22 protein-coding genes are annotated in these 16,799 nt (G+C 73.1%); 8 read left to right on the forward strand and 14 right to left on the reverse strand.

All coding sequences use genetic code 11. The features are described from left to right. Positions 1-200: 200 nt before the first annotated feature. The 12 genes from ACZ6R9_RS10765 to ACZ6R9_RS10820 all read right to left on the reverse strand — a co-directional run bounded on the left by ACZ6R9_RS10765 (position 201) and on the right by ACZ6R9_RS10820 (position 9,004). The gene (locus ACZ6R9_RS10765) at positions 201-1,115 is read right to left on the reverse strand and encodes an ABC transporter substrate-binding protein (RefSeq protein ID WP_465537786.1); all 915 of its coding nucleotides are present in this window, start codon (positions 1,113-1,115) and stop codon (positions 201-203) included. Continuing rightward, a complete protein-coding gene (locus ACZ6R9_RS10770; protein WP_380484511.1) occupies positions 1,112-1,846 on the reverse strand; it encodes an ABC transporter permease in 735 nt (244 codons plus the stop codon). The genes ACZ6R9_RS10765 and ACZ6R9_RS10770 overlap by 4 nt, the downstream gene beginning before the upstream one ends. Then, the gene (locus ACZ6R9_RS10775; RefSeq protein ID WP_380484513.1) at positions 1,822-2,484 is read right to left on the reverse strand and encodes an ABC transporter permease; all 663 of its coding nucleotides are present in this window, start codon (positions 2,482-2,484) and stop codon (positions 1,822-1,824) included. The genes ACZ6R9_RS10770 and ACZ6R9_RS10775 overlap by 25 nt, the downstream gene beginning before the upstream one ends. Beyond that, positions 2,471-3,619 (reverse strand): ABC transporter ATP-binding protein, encoded by a 1,149-nt coding sequence (locus ACZ6R9_RS10780; RefSeq protein ID WP_465537788.1) that lies wholly within the window; start codon positions 3,617-3,619, stop codon positions 2,471-2,473. Before ACZ6R9_RS10780 ends, ACZ6R9_RS10775 begins: the two co-directional genes overlap by 14 nt. A 76-nt stretch (positions 3,620-3,695) precedes the next feature. Further along, complete coding sequence (locus ACZ6R9_RS10785) at positions 3,696-4,094, reverse strand: rhodanese-like domain-containing protein (RefSeq protein WP_380484517.1); 399 nt, start codon at positions 4,092-4,094, stop codon at positions 3,696-3,698. Beyond that, positions 4,088-4,588, reverse strand: a complete 501-nt coding sequence (locus tag ACZ6R9_RS10790) for a cysteine dioxygenase (RefSeq protein WP_380484519.1) — start codon at positions 4,586-4,588, stop codon at positions 4,088-4,090. Before ACZ6R9_RS10790 ends, ACZ6R9_RS10785 begins: the two co-directional genes overlap by 7 nt. 408 nt (positions 4,589-4,996) lie before the next feature. Further along, positions 4,997-5,197, reverse strand: coding sequence for a hypothetical protein (locus ACZ6R9_RS10795; protein ID WP_465537791.1), 201 nt, complete (start codon positions 5,195-5,197; stop codon positions 4,997-4,999). Further along, complete coding sequence (locus ACZ6R9_RS10800) at positions 5,194-5,580, reverse strand: hypothetical protein (protein ID WP_465537793.1); 387 nt, start codon at positions 5,578-5,580, stop codon at positions 5,194-5,196. Before ACZ6R9_RS10800 ends, ACZ6R9_RS10795 begins: the two co-directional genes overlap by 4 nt. 100 nt (positions 5,581-5,680) lie before the next feature. Then, on the reverse strand, positions 5,681-7,141 hold the full coding sequence (locus ACZ6R9_RS10805; RefSeq protein WP_465537795.1) for a sensor histidine kinase: 1,461 nt from the start codon (positions 7,139-7,141) through the stop codon (positions 5,681-5,683). Beyond that, positions 7,138-7,842: a response regulator transcription factor gene (locus tag ACZ6R9_RS10810; RefSeq protein WP_465537797.1), complete on the reverse strand. Its 705-nt coding sequence runs from the start codon at positions 7,840-7,842 to the stop codon at positions 7,138-7,140. The genes ACZ6R9_RS10805 and ACZ6R9_RS10810 overlap by 4 nt, the downstream gene beginning before the upstream one ends. A gap of 81 nt (positions 7,843-7,923) precedes the next feature. Continuing rightward, the gene (locus ACZ6R9_RS10815) at positions 7,924-8,346 is read right to left on the reverse strand and encodes a Cif family virulence factor (protein ID WP_465537799.1); all 423 of its coding nucleotides are present in this window, start codon (positions 8,344-8,346) and stop codon (positions 7,924-7,926) included. 151 nt (positions 8,347-8,497) lie between these two features. Beyond that, complete coding sequence (locus tag ACZ6R9_RS10820; protein ID WP_465537801.1) at positions 8,498-9,004, reverse strand: hypothetical protein; 507 nt, start codon at positions 9,002-9,004, stop codon at positions 8,498-8,500. On the opposite strand from ACZ6R9_RS10820, the gene ACZ6R9_RS10825 reads away from it, so the two are divergent. The 4 genes from ACZ6R9_RS10825 (at position 9,005) to ACZ6R9_RS10840 (ending at position 11,462) form a co-directional block, all read left to right on the forward strand. Further along, a complete protein-coding gene (locus ACZ6R9_RS10825; RefSeq protein ID WP_465537803.1) occupies positions 9,005-9,373 on the forward strand; it encodes a VOC family protein in 369 nt (122 codons plus the stop codon). A 198-nt stretch (positions 9,374-9,571) separates the two neighbouring features. After that, positions 9,572-10,102, forward strand: coding sequence for an RNA polymerase sigma factor (locus tag ACZ6R9_RS10830; protein WP_380484533.1), 531 nt, complete (start codon positions 9,572-9,574; stop codon positions 10,100-10,102). Next, positions 10,099-10,356 (forward strand): hypothetical protein, encoded by a 258-nt coding sequence (locus ACZ6R9_RS10835; RefSeq protein ID WP_380484535.1) that lies wholly within the window; start codon positions 10,099-10,101, stop codon positions 10,354-10,356. Before ACZ6R9_RS10830 ends, ACZ6R9_RS10835 begins: the two co-directional genes overlap by 4 nt. A gap of 155 nt (positions 10,357-10,511) precedes the next feature. Then, positions 10,512-11,462, forward strand: coding sequence for a terpene synthase family protein (locus ACZ6R9_RS10840; protein WP_465537805.1), 951 nt, complete (start codon positions 10,512-10,514; stop codon positions 11,460-11,462). Between the two features lie 107 nt (positions 11,463-11,569). Here ACZ6R9_RS10840 and ACZ6R9_RS10845 read toward each other — a convergent pair whose 3' ends face one another. Next, positions 11,570-12,100 carry an NUDIX domain-containing protein gene (locus tag ACZ6R9_RS10845; RefSeq protein ID WP_380484540.1) on the reverse strand — a complete coding sequence of 177 codons (531 nt, stop codon included), beginning with the start codon at positions 12,098-12,100 and terminating at the stop codon, positions 11,570-11,572. A gap of 138 nt (positions 12,101-12,238) precedes the next feature. Between ACZ6R9_RS10845 and ACZ6R9_RS10850 the strand changes: the two genes are divergently transcribed. Continuing rightward, complete coding sequence (locus ACZ6R9_RS10850) at positions 12,239-12,505, forward strand: GlsB/YeaQ/YmgE family stress response membrane protein (protein ID WP_380484542.1); 267 nt, start codon at positions 12,239-12,241, stop codon at positions 12,503-12,505. A 70-nt stretch (positions 12,506-12,575) separates the two neighbouring features. On the opposite strand, the gene ACZ6R9_RS10855 is transcribed toward ACZ6R9_RS10850, so the two are convergent. Beyond that, a complete protein-coding gene (locus ACZ6R9_RS10855) occupies positions 12,576-13,475 on the reverse strand; it encodes an ADP-ribosylglycohydrolase family protein (protein WP_465537808.1) in 900 nt (299 codons plus the stop codon). A gap of 542 nt (positions 13,476-14,017) precedes the next feature. Between ACZ6R9_RS10855 and ACZ6R9_RS10860 the strand changes: the two genes are divergently transcribed. The 3 genes from ACZ6R9_RS10860 to paaB all read left to right on the forward strand — a co-directional run bounded on the left by ACZ6R9_RS10860 (position 14,018) and on the right by paaB (position 16,799). Beyond that, complete coding sequence (locus tag ACZ6R9_RS10860) at positions 14,018-15,268, forward strand: M20 family metallopeptidase (protein WP_465537810.1); 1,251 nt, start codon at positions 14,018-14,020, stop codon at positions 15,266-15,268. 257 nt (positions 15,269-15,525) lie between these two features. Next, complete coding sequence (gene paaA / locus ACZ6R9_RS10865; protein WP_465537812.1) at positions 15,526-16,509, forward strand: 1,2-phenylacetyl-CoA epoxidase subunit PaaA; 984 nt, start codon at positions 15,526-15,528, stop codon at positions 16,507-16,509. Beyond that, positions 16,506-16,799 (forward strand): 1,2-phenylacetyl-CoA epoxidase subunit PaaB, encoded by a 294-nt coding sequence (gene paaB, locus ACZ6R9_RS10870; protein ID WP_033257582.1) that lies wholly within the window; start codon positions 16,506-16,508, stop codon positions 16,797-16,799. Before paaA ends, paaB begins: the two co-directional genes overlap by 4 nt.

Consider the following 16,799-nt stretch of genomic DNA (forward strand, 5'->3'; position numbering starts at 1 on the left):
CGGGGTGGTGCGGGGCGTACGAAGCCCCGGCCGGCGGTCACACCCCCACGATGCGTTCCGGTCGGGAAGAACAACGCTCCCATGGTTGGTCTGGACCACCTATCTGTCAAGACTCCCAACTGTCCGTCCCACCTGGTGTCCTGACATGCCGCCGGCCCCGCACCCGGCGCTTCGGGGTGCGGGGCCGGCGGGCGGCGCGGTCAGTTCAGGCCGTTGCTCTTCAGCCAGTCCTTGGCGACCGCCGACGGGTCCTCCTTGTCCACCGCGACGCGCTTCATCAGCGCCGTCAGCCCGGCGGTGTCCAGCTTCGCGGAGACGGCGTTGAGCGCCGCTGCCCCGGTGGGGTCGATGCCCGTCTTGTTCACCAGCGGGGTGACGTTCTGCGAGCTGAACAGGTTCTTCGGGTCGCTCAGCGAGACCAGCTTCAGCTGGACGATCTTCGGGTCGGTGGTGAACACGTTGCCGACCTGGACGGTGCCGTCCTTGAGCGCGTTGGCCGTGGTGTCGGCGGTCGGCTTCCACTCCTTGAAGGTGAGCCCGTACACGTCCTTGAACTGCTGCTCCCGCCGCGACTTGAACTCCGGCGGGCCGCCCACCACCAGATCCTGCGCCTTGCCCGCGAGATCGGCGATCGACTTCACACCCAGCCGGTCGGCGCTCTCCTGGGTGATCGTCAGCGAGTCCTTGTCCTCGGCCGGCGCCGAGTCCAGTATGCCCAGCCCGGCCGGCAGCTTCGAGGCCAGCTCGCTGTTCACCGCCTCCTTGCCGGTCGCCGTCGACTTGGGGTCCAGGTAACCCAGCAGCGCGCCGTTGTACTCCGGCAGCACCGTCAGCGCGCCGGACTGCAACTGCCCGTACAGCACCTCCCGGCTGCCGATGTTGAACTTCTCCTCGACCTTCACCCCCTTGGCCTGCAGCGCCTGCGAGTAGATCGACGCCAGCAGCACGTTCTCCGGGAAGTTCGCCGAACCGACCACCACGGTCTTCCCCGAACCGCCGGGCGCGGCAGGGGACTTCGCGGCCAACGGGTCGCCCCCGCCGGAGGAGGAGCAGGCCGCCGCGCCGAGCAGCAGCACGGCGACGGCGACAGCGGTTCTGACCGGACGGGACGTCATATCGAATCCTTTGCCAGTGCGGGCAGGCCCGCGGGTTCGTCAACATGGGCGGTGCGCGCGCCGCGCGGCGTCGCGTACCGGATGAGCAGGGCGAAGAGGAGCTGGACGGCGACGGCGAGCAGCACCACCAGGAGGGCGCCGCCGACGGTGGTGGGGAAGCTGCGGGTGGCGAGGCCGTCGATGACGTAGCGGCCGAGGCCGCCGAGGCCGACATAGGCGGCGACGGTGGCGGTGGCGATCACCTGGACGGCGGCGGTGCGGGCACCCGCGAGCAGGGTGGGCAGAGCGGACGGGAGGCAGACCTGGAAGAGCGTCTGCGGGTGGGTGAGGCCGATGCCGCGGGCCGCGTCGCGGACGTCCGGGTCGGTGCCGCGGATGCCCTCGGCGGCGGCCACCAGCAGCGGTGGCGCGGCGAGCGCCGTCAGCGGGAGCAGCACCGCGGTGTCGCCGACGCCCGCGAGCAGTACCGCCAGCGTGACCAGGCCCAGGGTGGGCAGCGCGCGGGCGATGCCGGTCAGCGCGGTGACCAGGAACAGGCCGCGCCCGGTGTAGCCGATCAGCAGGCCCAGCGGCACCGCGAGCAGCGTGGCGAGCGCCAGCGCCTCGGCGGAGAACGCCAGATGCTCCAGGACCCGGTTGAGGATCGAGTCCGGCCCGGACCGGTGCGCCGGGTCGGCGAAGAAGTCGTGCAGCCAGCCGAACCAGTTCACCGCGCCACCCCCGTCGCCCACGGCGCGAGCAGGCGGCGGGCCGCGACCAGCAGCAGGTCGCAGACCAGCGCCAGCAGCGCCACCAGCACGATCCCGGCCAGGATCGGGGTCGGGAAGGTCCGCTGGAAGCCGTCCACGAACAGGTAACCGAGCCCGCCCCGGCCGACCAGCGCGCCGACCGCCGCCAGCGAGATCGAGGACACCGCGGCCACCCGCAGGCCCGCTATCAAGTACGGCACGGAGGCCGGGAGCTCGACGGCGGCCAGCCTGCGCCACGGTCCGTAGCCCATCGCGGTGGCGGCCTGCCGCACCGGCTCCGGCACCGCCCGCAGCCCGTCCACCGTGGTCGGCAGCAGCACCGCCAGCGCGTAGAACGTCAGCGGCACCATCACGGTCTCCCGGGTGGCCAGCCCCGTGTACGGGATCAGCACCACGAACACCGCCAGCGAGGGCAGCGCGTACACCACGTTGAACACCGCCGCGAGCGGCTGGTACAGCCGGGGAAAGCGCGTGCAGGCCAGGCCCAGCGGCACCGCCAGCAGCAGTCCGATCAGCACCGGGACGAGCGCGATCACGGCGTGGTCGCCCGTCAGACCGGCCAGGTAGCCCAGGTGGTCGCCGAGCCAGTGCCAGCGCACCAGCGGCTCACCGTCCAGCATGGTTCACCTGCGCCCCCGAATCCTGCGACCCGGAATCCCCCGCCTCGGAATCGTGCGCCCCGGAATCCTGCGCCTCGGAATCGTGCGCCCCGGAATCGTGCGATCCCGAACCGTGCGCCCCCGACTCGGCGAGCGCGGCCACCACGGCGGCCCGGCTCGCGGTGCCGATCGCCCGGCCGTCGGCGTCCACCGCCACGGCGTGGCCCGAGGGGGCCAGCACCGCCGCGTCCAGCGCCGAGCGCAGATTGTCCCGGTACGGGGCGAACACCGGCACCGGGTGGCGCCGGTCGCTCCGCACCCAGTGCTCCGGGCGGCCGTCCCGGTCCAGCGTCAAGGTCCAGTCCTCGTAGGCGGGTTCGAGCTTGGCGAGCGGGACGTCGGCGGCCGGGCGCAGGCCCAGGCCGCGCAGGCCCCGGTCCCGGCCCAGGAAGGCGGCCACCCCGGCGTCCGCCGGTGCGGTCAACAGGGTGTGCGGGTCGGCGAGTTGGGCGATCTCGCCGTGCTCGCGCAGTACCACCACCCGGTCGCCGAGTCGCACCGCCTCCTCGATGTCGTGCGTCACGAACAGCACTGTCTTGCCCAACTCGGCCTGCAGGCGCAGCAGTTCTTCCTGCAGCCCGGCGCGCACCAGCGGATCGACCGCGCTGAACGGCTCGTCCATCAGCAGCACCGGCGGATCCGCCGCCAACGCCCGTGCCACGCCCACCCGTTGCTGCTGGCCGCCGGAGAGCTGCGCCGGGTAGCGGCGGGCGGTCTCCGGCGGCAGGCCGACCAGTTCCAGCAGCTCCGCCGCCCGGGCCCGGGCCCGCTTGCGGTCCCAGCCGAGCAGCCGGGGCACGGTGGCCACGTTGTCGATCACCCGCCGGTGCGGGAACAGTCCGGCCTGCTGGATGACGTACCCGATGCCGCGCCGCAGCCGCGCGGCCGGCAGGGTGGCGACGTCGGTGCCCTCCAGCAGGACCCGGCCGCCGGTCGGCACCACCATCCGGTTGACCATCCGCAGGATGGTGGTCTTGCCGCAGCCGGACGGACCGACCAGGACCGTGGTGCGGCCCGCCGGTACGTCGAGGTCCAGGCCTCGGACGGCAACCGTGCCGTCGGGGTGGCGCTTGGCGGCGCCCTCGAATCTGATCACGGAAGGGTCCTAGCGATGGCCGAGCGAATTATCGAACACTGATCTGAATACGTCTGTCCGGCTTCCCGTGCGTCAGTCACCGCAAACCTTGATCCACCGAACGGGTGGGCAGGCCGGCCGCCGCCCAGGCCACGAACCCGCCGTCCAGGTCGGTCGCCCGGAACAGGCCCAACTCGCGTAGCGAGGCTGCCGCGAGAGAGGAGGCGTAGCCCTCCGAGCAGACTACAATCCACCGCACGTCATGTCCGGTTGCTTCGGGAATCCGGTGACTGCCCGTCGGGTCGAGCCGCCACTCCAGCACGTTGCGTTCGATGATCAGCGCTCCCGGAATCTCACCCTCCCGGGCGCGCTGTGCGGCCGGACGGATGTCCACCAGCCGGGCACCGGCCGCCACCGCCGCCCGGGCCTGCTCCGGGCCCGGCCGCTCCAGCCCCACGCGGGCCCGGGCCACCAGCTGATCCACCGTCGTCACCACTGCTCCGGTCCTTCCGTCGCCGTCCGCACCAGGCCGCCGGCCCGCAGCTCGTACCGGGACATCCCGCTCAGCGGCGGCGAGTACGCGTGCAGGGTCACCGCCGGCCCCGGCGAGGTGTTGCGGACATCGTGCAGGTACTGCGGCCCGAACGCCCGCTCGGCGCCCGCCGTGAGGCGACGCGAGGTCAGGCCGTGCTCCGGACCGGCCAGCGCCAGCTCCTCCAGCTCGCCCAGCGCCACCGCGAACGCCCCGCGCGAGCCGCCGTGGTCGTGGAACCCCGTCGACTGCCCCGGCAGCCAGCTGATCAGCCACACCTCGTGGTCCTGCGCCAGCTCCAGGCGCTCGTACCAGCGGTCCCCGGCGGACAGCCGTACCCGGTGCAGCCATTGATCCGGGCGCTCGGCCAGATCACGGACGATCCGGCGCAGCGCGTTCGGCGACAGCGGGGGGCGGGCGGGGGCATCGAGAACGGGTGCGGCCGGGGCGGTGGGCATGGGTCTCCTCCGGGGAGTGCCGGGGCGGCCGTCGCCGGAGTTCGGCGGACGGCGGACTGCGGGAACGGGACGGCGGGAGTGCAGGTGGGCGTACCGCCGGACGGGCGATACGGGGGTGCCGCGCGGGGTCGCACGACGGCCCTGGCTCGACTCACAGGGCCGCGCGGAAGTCACCCGGGGTTACGCGGGCAAGGTCAACAGGCACACATGTCGCTCGCCTGGCGTCGCAGATCGACGTGCAGGCGGCAGACCAGGAAGGTGCCGGGATTCATGCCGCCGATGCTTCAGGACGCGGTGGCGGCGCGTCAAGTTCCGCCGCGCAGGTGGTCGGATAGTGAGCGGATCCGTCTCACGTGATGGGAAAGCCCACGGCCCGCACTCCGGGGAGAGCACGGGCCGCAGGGGATCTCAGTTGTCCTGGCCGGCGTCCTCGTCGGCCTGGGCGGCGGCGCTGTCCGCCGCGTCCACCTTCTGCTGCATCTGCTGGACCTGCGAGCTGTCCGGCCCATCGGCGGGCGCCGAGGTCGGGCCGCAGGCCGTCAGCAGGGCCGCCGAGGCCAGCGCGAGCGCGGCCAGCGCGGCAGCCGCGACGGTGGGGCGAGGGGTCACTTGGCCGCCGCCGGGGCGTTCTTCGCGCACCAGTCCGCGACCGACTTCAGGTCCGCCTTGCGGGTGTCCAGGGTGGACACCAGGGCGCGGCGGGCCGTCAGCCGGTCGTTCAGGTACTTCTCGATCTCGGCGTGGCCGGCCTTCTTGGCGTTGTCCACCCGCTGCTCCAGGCGGGCGATCGAGCCGTTCACGCTCGCGTCGCCGTGCAGCCGGGTGAGCGCCTGGTCGAGCTTCTCCTCGGTCTTCGGCAGTCGCTTGCAGATCGACTTCGCCCCGTCGCCCTTCGGCGCCGACCCGCTCGCCGCCTGCGCGGGCCCCGCCGCCAGCAGTGCGCCCGCCAGCGCGAGCACCCCGGCCGCGGCGACCGTCCGGTTGATCCGCATGGCATTCCCCTTCCCACGTGCCTTTCACGGCCGGACCGCCCGGCCGCGCCCGCGACCGTACGGGGGCTTCTTGTGGAAACCCTGTGGAACGCCGACCCGCTCAGGAAGCTCTGCCCGGGGGTTGCTCAGGTGCGGTCAACCAGGCGCGGGGAGCCGGGAGTTCGGGCACGGGGGCGTGGTCGCGGAGCAGCGGGAGGCGGAGCTCCAGGCGGCAGCCCGGGGGGTCGGGGCGGGTGGTGGCGGTGACGGAGCCGCGGTGCAGGGCGGCCTGTTGGGCGACCAGGGTGAGGCCGAGGCCGGAACCCGGGCTGTCCGGGCGGCGGTGGAAGCGGTGGAAGACGGCGGCGCGTTCGGCGGGCGGAATGCCCGGGCCGCGGTCGTCTACGGTGAGCCGCGCGGCGGTGCCCTCGATCCGCAGCCGGACGTCCACCTCGGCGGGCCGCTCCTGGGTGCCGCCGTGCACGGCCGCGTTGCCCAGCAGGTTGTCGAGCAGGATGCGCAGGCCCGACTCCCAGCCGAACACCCGTGCCTCCGCCGGGAGTTCGGTGCGGAAGACGACCTGCGGGTGGCGGCGGCGGGCCTGTTCGACGGCGGCGTCGACCAGTTCGGCGAAGTCCACCGGGGCGAACGCGGACAGCTCCACCAGGTCGCCCCGGGCCAGCGTGTACAGGGCGCTCAGCAGGTCCGCCGTGCGGGCGTGGTCCTGCCGCAACTCGGCCAGGATCTCGGCGCGTTCGGCCTGGGGCAGGTCCGGGTGCGCGGCCAGCACGTCCAGGTTGGTGCGCAGGCTCATCAGCGGGGTGCGCAACTCGTGCGAGGCGGCGGAGGAGAACGACCGCGCGGTGTCCAGGGCCTGCGCGGTGCGGGCCGCCTGCTCGTCGTAGCGGGACAGCAACAGGGCGATCGCGCCGGAGAGTTCGTCCACCTCCGCGGTGCCCGTCCGGGTGTGCGCGAACACCGCGTGCCCGGTCCGCGGGTCCAGCGCGGCCGCCCGGCGGCCCAGGCGGCGCAGCGGCAGGGTGGCGTGTTCGGCCAGGGCGAAGGCGATCAGCCCCGAGAGCGGCGCCGCCAGCAGCGCCACCAGCAGCACCCGCTGCCGCACCGCCCGCAGTTCCTCGGCCGGCTGGCCGGCGGGGGAGAGCACCCACAGCGTGCCGGTGGTGTCCCCGCTGTTCAGCTTCACCGTCAGGACGCGCCAGGCGCTGCCCCGTTCGTGGACCGTCACGGTGCCGCCGGCGGGCAGGAGTTGAGGGTCCTCGGGCTGCGATCCGGCCGCGAGCAGGATGGTGCCGTCGGCGGCGGTGACGCGGACGCCCGCGTCCAGGGCGGCGTCCAGCATCTTGCGCTGCTGGTTCTGCTCGGCCTTCGGTCTGCCCTTGGCGCCGGCGGCCAGCAGGGCGCGGGCGTTCGGGAGCAACGCGGCCGCGCGGTCGCCCAGTTGGGTGTCCTGGCGGCGGTGCAGGTCGGCGTTGACCAGCGGCAGCAGCAGGGCCGCGGCGGCGGCCACCAGCAGCGGAACCAGCAGCGCGGCGCCCAGCGCGATCCGGGTGGAGAGCTTCAACAGGAGCTTCTCTCGGCGGAGTTGGGGGTACGCAGGACGAAGCCGACGCCGCGCACCGTGTGGATCAGGCGGGGCCGCTCTCCGGACGCCTCCAGCTTCCGGCGCAGGTAGGAGACGAAGGTGTCGACGGCGTCGCTGCGGACGTCGAAGTCGTAGCCCCAGACCCTATCCAGCAGCAGCTCGCGGGAGAGCACGATGCCCGGGTTGCGGGCGAACTGGGTGAGCAGCTCGAACTCGCGCCGGGTGAGCCGGAGTTCCTCGTCCTCCCAGAACGCCTCGCGGGTCTCCGGGTGGATCCGCAGCGGGCCCACCCGGAGCAGGTCGGAGGGCTGCGGCGGGCGGCGGCGGAGCAGGGCGTGCAGGCGGAGCACCAGCTCCTCCAGTGCGAACGGCTTGACCAGGTAGTCGTCCGCGCCCGCCTGCAACCCGGCCACCCGGTCGGCGAGTTCGTCGAGCGCGGACAGCATCAGCACCGGGGTGTCGTCGCCGCGGGCCCGCAGCGTCCGGCACACCTCGGTGCCCGCCAGGCCCGGCAGTCCGACGTCGAGCACCACGACGTCCGGCGGCGCGTCCGTGAGCCGGGCGAGCGCGCTGGGCCCGTCCGCCGCGAGGGTCACGGCGAATCCGCTCAGCCGCAACCCCCGTTCCAGACTCCGCCGGATCGCCGCGTCGTCGTCCACCACCAGTACCCGCCCGACCATCCCGCCACCTCCGGGACGACTGTGGCACAGGGGCGGTGCGGCCCCGGACCCGGGTGGCGGCCTGCGGCTGCGCGGCGCCGGTTACGGCTGGTCGTCCCAGGCGAAGGCCGAGATGCGCCAGCCGTCGGGGGTGCGGACGAACTGGATGGTCTTGGTGCCGCCGCCTTCGTAGGGTTCGCCGTCGAGCAGGCCGGACTTGCGGTACTCCAGCATGCGGCTGGCGATGGAGCCGGCGATTTCGGTGCGCTCGCTGGTCTCCCACTCGTGGAACTCGGTCAACCGGCCGCTGGAGAGCAGGAGTTCGCGGGGGGCGAGGAACTCTTCGAGGGTGAGGGTCTGGTAGCGGGGCTCGGTGATCACGATGATGCTGTCGGGGAGCATCAGGCGGCGCAGGCGGCCGGCGTCGGCGGGGCGGCCGTCGCGGTTGTCGAAGGCGTCGAAGAACTCGGCGGTGAGGCGGTCGAGTTCGGCCTTCACCTCGGGGAGCGGAAGTGGGAGCGACATGCGCCGAACAGTAACATTTTACTGTCGGCGGTGGGGGAAATGCCGGGGGCGGGCCCGTCGTCGAAGACGGACCCGCCCGGTCGATCAGTCAGAGGTCAGTGGCCGCAGATCAGTTGTCGCAGATCAGTGATCGCAGGTCAGCGGTCGCAGGTCAGCGGTCGGAGGTCAGTGGCGCTGCCCATTGCGGCGCCACCAGAGCAGTCCGCCGCCGATGAGCAGCAGCAGGCCGGCAGCGGCCGCGGCCGGGACGGTGAGGTCCGAACCGGTCTCGGGCAGGCGCTCGCCCTTCGCGCCCTTCTCGCCCTTGTGGTGGGGCTTGCTGGGCTTGGGCTTCGGGGTGGGCGACGGGCTGACGACCGCCGGCCGCCGAGGTGCAGTGCCCGAAGTGGTCGGGCGCGGCCAGGTTGGTCAGCTTGGCGCCGCTCGGGATGTCCTGGTCGGCCGTGACCGAGTAGGTGAGCGTCACGGTGGCGCCGACCGGCAGGCTCAGGTCCCATGTCGACGCGCCATCGCGGCCGTCCTCCATTCGCTGTTCGGGAATGGCCGGATCGTAGGCTGACGCATCATCAACCAACGGATATTTCGGGCTGAACGGGGGCATGTCGGCGGAGCGTAAATCCCATTGCGTGGCGGCGCGACAGCAGATGAGGATTTTCATATGAGCTCTGTCATTCGTCATGTGACCGTGGACTGCCTCGACCCCTACACCCTCGGCTCCTTCTGGGCGCAGGTACTCGAACTGCCGCTGCAGGCCGAGGACTTCCCCGGAGACCCGGAGGCGCTGATCGCGGACGCGAACCTGCTGTTCATCAGGGTGCCGGAGGCCAAGGCCGGCAAGAACCGGCTGCACTTCGACCTCCAGCCGCAGGACCGGACGCGGGACGAGGAGGTCACCCGGCTGCTCGCCCTGGGCGCGACGCTGGTCGACGACCGGCGCAACGCGGACGGGACGGGCTGGGCCGTGCTGGCCGACATCGAGGGGAACGAGTTCTGCGTGGAGCGCAGCAAGGCGGAGCGCGAGAGCTGAGAGCGGCCCGGGCGGGGGCGGGCCGGGGAGCGCCGAATCCTTTTCGGTGCTCGTCCCCTCTTACGGGCACACGTACCGGCGGACGGCCGCCGGACGCGACAGCTCGGAGGGACTCCATGGTGGTGGCCATTGCCATCGGCGCCGGCGCGGTACTGCTCTGCACCTGCGCCCTCGTGCTCAAGTCGAAGCGGGGCAAGCGTGGTTGAGACGTCCTGGCCTCCCGAGGAGGTGATCGCCGCGGCCCGCTGCGGCGACCCGGACTCGATCGACGCGCTGGTGGCGGGCGCCCACCCGAAGGTGCGACGGTTCGCCCACTCGCTGTGCGCCAGCCCCGAGGACGCGGAGGACGCCGCGCAGGAGGCGCTGATCATCCTCTACCGGCGGATCGGCATGCTGCGGGCCACCGGCGCGCTCGCCTCCTGGCTGTTCCGGATCGTCCGCAACGAGTGCCTGCGGCGGATCCGCGTCGCACCGGGCGCACCCGAGGTGCCGGCCGGGTCGGCGGACTCCGCCGAGCAGGAGGCACTGCGGCGGCTGGACACCGAACGGGTCGCGGCGGCGATCGCCGCGCTGCCCGCCGACCAGCGGCGGGTGCTGATCATGCGCGACCTGCAGGGGTACGGCGGCCGGGCGGTCGCGGAGGCGCTCGGACTGAGCACCGCCGCGATGAAGTCCCGGCTGCACCGCGCCCGGGCGGCCGTCCGGGCCGAACTCGGCGGCCCGCGATGAGCGGCCCGGCCGACTTCGCCAGCGCCACCCTGACGCGTCATCTGCTGCGCGGCGGGCTCGGGTTCGGGGCGATCGGCGCCGGGTTCGCGCTGCTTCCGGCGGCCGGGCCGGTCGCCCTGTTGCTGGCGCCGCTCGGACTGGTCGCGCTGCGCGGCTGCCCGATGTGCTGGGCGATCGGCCTGGCGCAGACACTCTCCCGGGGGCGGCTGCAACGGGAGTGCCGTGACGGGCAGTGCACGCTTCGGCGGAACTGAAACCCCGGCCGGCGGGGGAGGGCCGGGCTCATGATCGGATGAACGGGTGGATCGGCCGGGCGGGGGAACGGCCGCCGGTTCTGCACCGCAACTCGGAGGCGTTCGACCAGACTTCCTCACGTCGAACGCCCCCGAGCGGCGAGGAGCCAGCCGTCATGAGCCCAGCCAGCGCGCACCTCGCTCCCACCGGACCGGCGGCCGAACTGCTCGCCCGGACACCCGAATTGGCGCCGCACCCGCACGCCGCAGCGCTGCGCGACGAGATCGCGCACTGGCTCACCGCCACCGGCGTCCTGGACACGGCCACCGCCGCCCGCCGCCTCGACCGGGGCCACCTGGACCTCGCCGCCCGCAGCTGGGGCGACGTCCCCGCCGGGCCCGGGCTGCGGGCCGCCACCAAGTGGCTGGTGCTGACCCGGATCCTCGACGAGCACATCGAGCTGGGGTGGCCCGGCGAGCCGAGCGACACGGCCCGGCGGACCCTCGGCGCACTCCGGGCACTGACCGCCACCGGCCAGGTACCCGCCGCGCGGAACGAGGACAGCCCGGCGCTGGTGCGGGCGTTCGAGGGGCTCTGGCACGACAGCGCGGCACTCGCCGGACCCGAATGGCAGACCCGCTGCGCCGCCGACTTCCGTTCCCACCTGGACAGTTCACTCGCGCGGCTGGGCACCGGCGGTGCCGTTCCGAGCGTCCCGCAGTACCTGACCCAGTACGGCCGCGACGGCGCGGTCCGGTGCGCGGGCCACTGGGTGGAACTCGCCCACGGCCTCGACCTGCCCGACCAGCTGCACCGCCACCCGCAACTCACCGACCTGCTGGCACGCTTCCAGCACCTGGTCTGCTGGGTCGGCGACCTCGCCGACGCCTCCGGGATGGTGCGCGCCCTGGAAGTCCACCGCGGCCTGCCGCCGCACGCCGCCGCCGCCCGGGTCGCCGAACTGTGCGCCGCCGAACTCACCACCCTGGAGTTCCTCGCCGACGGCATCGCCCGCGGCTCCCACTGGCCCACCCAAGTCCGCCGCCACGCCCAGGGGCTGGTCCGTCACGTGCACGCCCTGATCCGCTGCACGGCGCCCGGGGCGGGGCACGCGCAGGAGAGTTGACGGAAGGCGACCGGCCGGGTCGTCCTGCCCCTGTTCGACACCGGCGCGCTGCGCTTCGATGCCGAGCCGGTCGCCGTCGATCCGCCCGTCAGTGGTTGACGGTTGCGTCAGGATGCCTCGTCGAGGAGGAGGGCGAGCACGCCCACCAGGGTGGCGCTGCTGACGATTTCGCGGCGGGCCGTCATCGCGCGCAGGTCGGCGAGCGGGACCCATGCGATCCGGTCGGACTCGTTCTGTTCGGTGGGTGGGCCGGTGAACTCCGCCGGTTCGGCGCGGAAGACGAAGTGCTCGGAGTCGGTGATGCCCGCGGCCGGCTGGGCGTAGATCAGGGGGCGGACGTGCGACACCCGCCAGCCGGTCTCCTCCAGGGCCTCCCGGGCCGCCGCGGCCGCCGGGTCCTCACCCGGCTCGACCAGGCCCATCGGCAGCTCCCATGCCCAGGTGTCGGTGATGAACCGGTGCCGCCACAGCATCAGCACCTCGCTGCGGTCGTTGACCACCGCCGCCACCGCGAGGTGGCGCAGCTTCACCACGTGGTGCTCGAAGCGCTGCCCGTCCGGCAGTTCGACGTCCGCGACCCACACGTTCAGCCACGGATCCTGGTACACCGGGCGTTCCCCGTACACCTTCCACCGCACCCCGCCACCCCCTTCGTTCCCCGGACGGTACCGCAGCCCGCGTGCGGGGGCGGCCGGAACCGAACGGTTGCGCCAGTCGTCCTTGTGGGGGAGAAGCGCGACGGGATTGGCCCTCGTGGCGAAGGGCAGGAGAACGGCATGGGCATCGTCAGTTGGATCATCCTCGGGCTCCTCGCCGGAGCCATCGCCAAGCTGCTGCTTCCCGGCAAGGACCCGGGCGGCATCGTCATCACCACGCTGATCGGCATCGCCGGTTCGTTCATCGGCGGATGGCTGTCCTCGAAGTTCCTGCACAAGTCGATCAACGTGCACTTCTTCGACCTGCCGACCTGGATCTCCGCGATCGCCGGAGCCCTCGCCCTGCTCATCGTCTATCGGCTGCTGTTCGGCAAGTCACGCGACTGACGGACCGTCAACTCGGCCGATCCGGTGCCCCGATGAGCCTGCCGCTCACCGGGGCACCGCCGTTCCGCGGTCACAGCGGCGGCAGCGGCTCCTGTGCGGCCGACCAGGCGGCCGGGACGCCGGACAGCCCGGTGCGGGCCGCGACCACGCCGGCGGCGATGGCGCAGGTGGTGTCCATGTCTCCCCAGCCGGCGACGGTGTGCCAGAGGGTTTCGACGAGGTCGTCCGGGTGGCCTGCGGCGGACCAGAGCGCGAACGGGACGGTGTCCTGCGCCGAGACCTGGTGGCCGGAGCCGAGCACCACCGCCGCGTGCCGGACGCTGCTCCCCTCGGGCAGCCGTGCCGCGATCCGCAGGCCGGAGCGCACCTCGGAGTCCGGCAGCAGCGCCGCCACCTCCTGAAGGAACTCCGCCCGGGGAGCCGCCGCGCCGCCGCGCGAACGCACCGCGAGCGCGGAGGCCAGAGCGACCGCCTGCGCGCCGGCCGCCGCCTCCGGGTGTGCGTGGGTAGCCCGGGCGGAGCGCCCGGCCTGCTCGGCGACCAGCGCCAGGTCGTCCGCGAACCACGCGCCGAGCGGCGCCACCCGCATCGCCGCGCCGTTCCCATGCGAGCCCTGCCCGCCGAACAGCGCGCCGGTGACCGCGAGATGGTCCTCACCCGCGTGCACCGCGCGCAGCACCTGGTGCATCGACGGCCCGTACTTGCGGTGCGGCACCGCCACGTACTCCTGCGCGAACTCCCTTGCCAGCGCCGCCGGTTCGACCTCGCCGCGGTCGCGCAGGTGGCGCACCAGGACGAGCGCCATCGCCGTGTCGTCCGTCCAGTGCCACGGCGCGGGCCTGGTCAGCCGGCCCGCGACCTCCGCCGACGCCTCGTCCACCGGCGGGTGGAACCAGCGATCGCCGAAGGCATCGCCCAGCGCCAGGCCGTGCAGGCTGTCGAGGGCGGGCGGCGGGACGGGGGACGACATGGTGACTCCTCGCGGGAACGGGCGGACGCCGCTGATTCTCGCCTCCCGGAGGGCCGTCCGGCGAACCGATTTCGACGCCGGTGGCAGTGCAGGCTCCGGTGTCACCCCTTGGACGGGGGTTCGCTCGATCGTGGGCGATTCGCGCTGCCGATCCGCCCCCGCAGGTCCACAGTGGGAGACGGACGCGCTCGGAGATCGCGTCCCGCTCGCCGTGCCAGGCCCGGGTTTCGCGGCCGTTCCACGGCCTTGACGACGGGTGGAGCGACGAGTGCGCGGACGGTGGGCACCTCGCCGGGAGCTGATCGGATCTTCTAGGCTCGCTTCCCGGTCCCTGCCGCGGCGCCCGTCCGTGCCGAGGAACAGAGACCGACGTCCCCGGACCCCGGGCCGAGCCGGGGTCGCGGACCGAGCGAGGAGGACGCAGTGCTGCCCAGTCCCAGGTCGAATCGCACACCACGGCCCAGCCCGAAGCCGCAACAGATCCCCGCGACGCCCGTCCCGGCCATACCTCCCAGTGCCCCGCGCCCCACCGGGGGTGAACGGTGAGCCGCCATACCGTGGCCCCCGAGCCACATCCCGCCACCCCCTCCGCCATCGACGAACTCCCGGTCACCGCACCGACCTTGGCCACCGCCGCACTACCGGGCCTGCCCCACACCCTGACCAGCAGGGCCCGCACCCTCACCGCCGCCGTCCGCAAGCGCTGCGCAGACCTCGCCCGGATCGAAACCCCGTCCGGCGACGCGCCCCGGCTGAACACCCTCGCCGAAGAGCTCGCCACCGGCTACACCGCCACCGGCGCCACCGCCACCCGCGAGAGCTGCGCCCACGGCGACCACCTGGTTCTCGACTGGCCCGGCCGGCACGAAGAGCTCCCGCACCTGCTGGTGGTCGGCCACCACGACACCGTCTGGCCCGTCGGCACCCTCACCGACTGGCCCGTCGAGGAGAAGGACGGGCGCCTCACCGGCCCCGGCATCCTCGACATGAAAGGCGGACTCGCCCTGCTGGAAGGCGCGTTCGCACTCCTCGCCGACCTCGGCCAACGCCCGCACCGACCCGTGCGGATGCTCGTGGTCTCCGACGAGGAGATCGGCAGCCCCGACGGCCGCCGCCTGTTCGAACGGCACCTGCGCGGCGCCGCCGCCGTCCTCGGACTCGAACCCGGCCACCCCGACGGCCGCCTGAAGACCGCCCGCCGCGGCTCCGCCCGGGTCCGGCTCACCGTCACCGGACGCGAGGCGCACGCCGGCAACGACGCCGCCGAGGGCATCTCCGCGATCGACGAACTCATCGACCAGTTGATCACCGTCCGCGGCCTCGGCCGGCAGCCCGGCACCGAACTCAATGCCGGACGCCTCGACGGCGGCACCCGCGCCAACGTCGTCGCCGGCCGCGCCGAAGCCGAGATCGGGCTGCGCTTCGCCACCACCGAGGCCCAGCGCCGCACCCTCGACACGCTCGCCCACCTGACCGCGAACCGGCCCGGCGCGAACGTCTCCACCGAGGTGCTGTCCTCGCGGCCGACCTGGCCCGAACGCACCGCGAACCCGCTGCTGCGGCACGTCCGCTCGCTCGCCGCCGCGCTCGGCCAGCACCTCGACGGGGCGCCGGCGGGCGGGGCGGGGGACACGAACCTCGCCGGCGCGAGGGGTCTGCCGACGCTGGACGGGCTCGGGGCGGTGGGGGGCGGGCCGCACGCCCGGCACGAGCACCTGCGGATCGACCAACTGGGGTCGCGGATCGCTCTGTTGGCAGCGCTGTTGGCTGTGCCGTTGCCGCGACTTCGCTGAGAGGGGGTGCGGGGAGAACTGCGCGACAAGCGCAAGTCACGTCCGCAAGGTCGCGATCACGTGCAGGTCATTGTCCTGCGTCGCGATCTTGCGGTCGGATGCCTTCCGCTTCGCGCAGTTCTCCCCCAGCCCTGGCGGGCCGGGAGGTGCCCCCACGCGCCCCTGGTGGTGCCTCTCCCTGTTTTCGTGCTCTCGCTGGTTGTGCACTCCCTGGTTGTGCTCTCCACGCTTGTCAGGGGGTCCCCGGTGTGTACAGAATGGAACCGACCGAACGGTCAGTCGGGAGGTGGGTGGTGGAGGCGAGCGCGGAGGCGCAGTCGCGGTTCGATGCGGTGATCGCCAATGAGCAGCGGGTGGAGCCCCGGGACTGGATGCCGGAGGCCTACCGGGCGACGCTGGTGCGGCAGATCGCGCAGCATGCCCACTCGGAGATCATCGGGATGCAGCCGGAGGGCAACTGGCTGACCCGGGCGCCGTCGCTCAGGCGCAAGGCGATCCTGTTGGCGAAGGCGCAGGACGAGGCCGGGCACGGGCTGTACCTGTATGCGGCGGCGGAGACCCTGGGCGTGGACCGGGCCGAGTTGACCGAGAAGCTGATCGACGGGCGGCAGAAGTACTCGTCGATCTTCAACTACCCGACGCTGACGTTCGCGGACGTCGGCGTGATCGGCTGGCTGGTGGACGGCGCGGCGATCTGCAACCAGGTGCCGCTGTGCCGGTGCAGTTACGGGCCGTACGCGCGGGCGATGGTGCGGATCTGCAAGGAGGAGTCCTTCCATCAGCGGCAGGGCTACGAGTTGCTGATGACGCTGATGGCCGGCACCGAGGCGCAGCGGCGGATGGTGCAGGACGCGGTGGACCGCTGGTGGTGGCCGTCGCTGATGATGTTCGGCCCGCCGGACGGGGCCTCGCCGAACAGTGAGCGGTCGATGGCGTGGCGGATCAAGCGGCACAGCAACGACGAGCTGCGCCAGCGCTTCGTGGACATGACCGTCCCGCAGGCCGAGCACCTCGGCGTCACGCTGCCGGACCCGGCGCTCGCCTGGAACGAGGAGCGCGGCAGCTGGGACTTCGGCGAGCCGGACTGGTCGGAGCTGATGCAGGTGATCAAGGGCCGGGGCCCGTGCAACGCGCAGCGGATCGAACGGCGGCGCGCCGCCCACGAGGACGGTGCCTGGGTGCGTGAGGCGGCGTCGGCGTACGCGGCCAAGCACACGGCGCGGAAGGGGAGTTCGGAATGAGCGGGGAGAGGGCGTCCTGGCCGCTGTACGAGGTGTTCGTACGGCCCCGGCGCGGGCTGAACCACGTACATGTGGGGTCGTTGCACGCGGCCGACGACAGGATGGCGCTGTTGGCGGCCCGGGACCTGTACACCCGGCGCAACGAGGGGGTGAGCCTGTGGGTGGTCCGCTCGGACGCGATCACCGCGTCCAGCCCGGACGAGCAGGACCCGTTCTTCGCGCCGAGCGGGGACAAGGTGTACCGGCACCCGACGTTCTATCCGATCCCCGAGGACGTTCCGCACATCTGA

The organism is Kitasatospora sp. NPDC048662, from assembly GCF_055587065.1.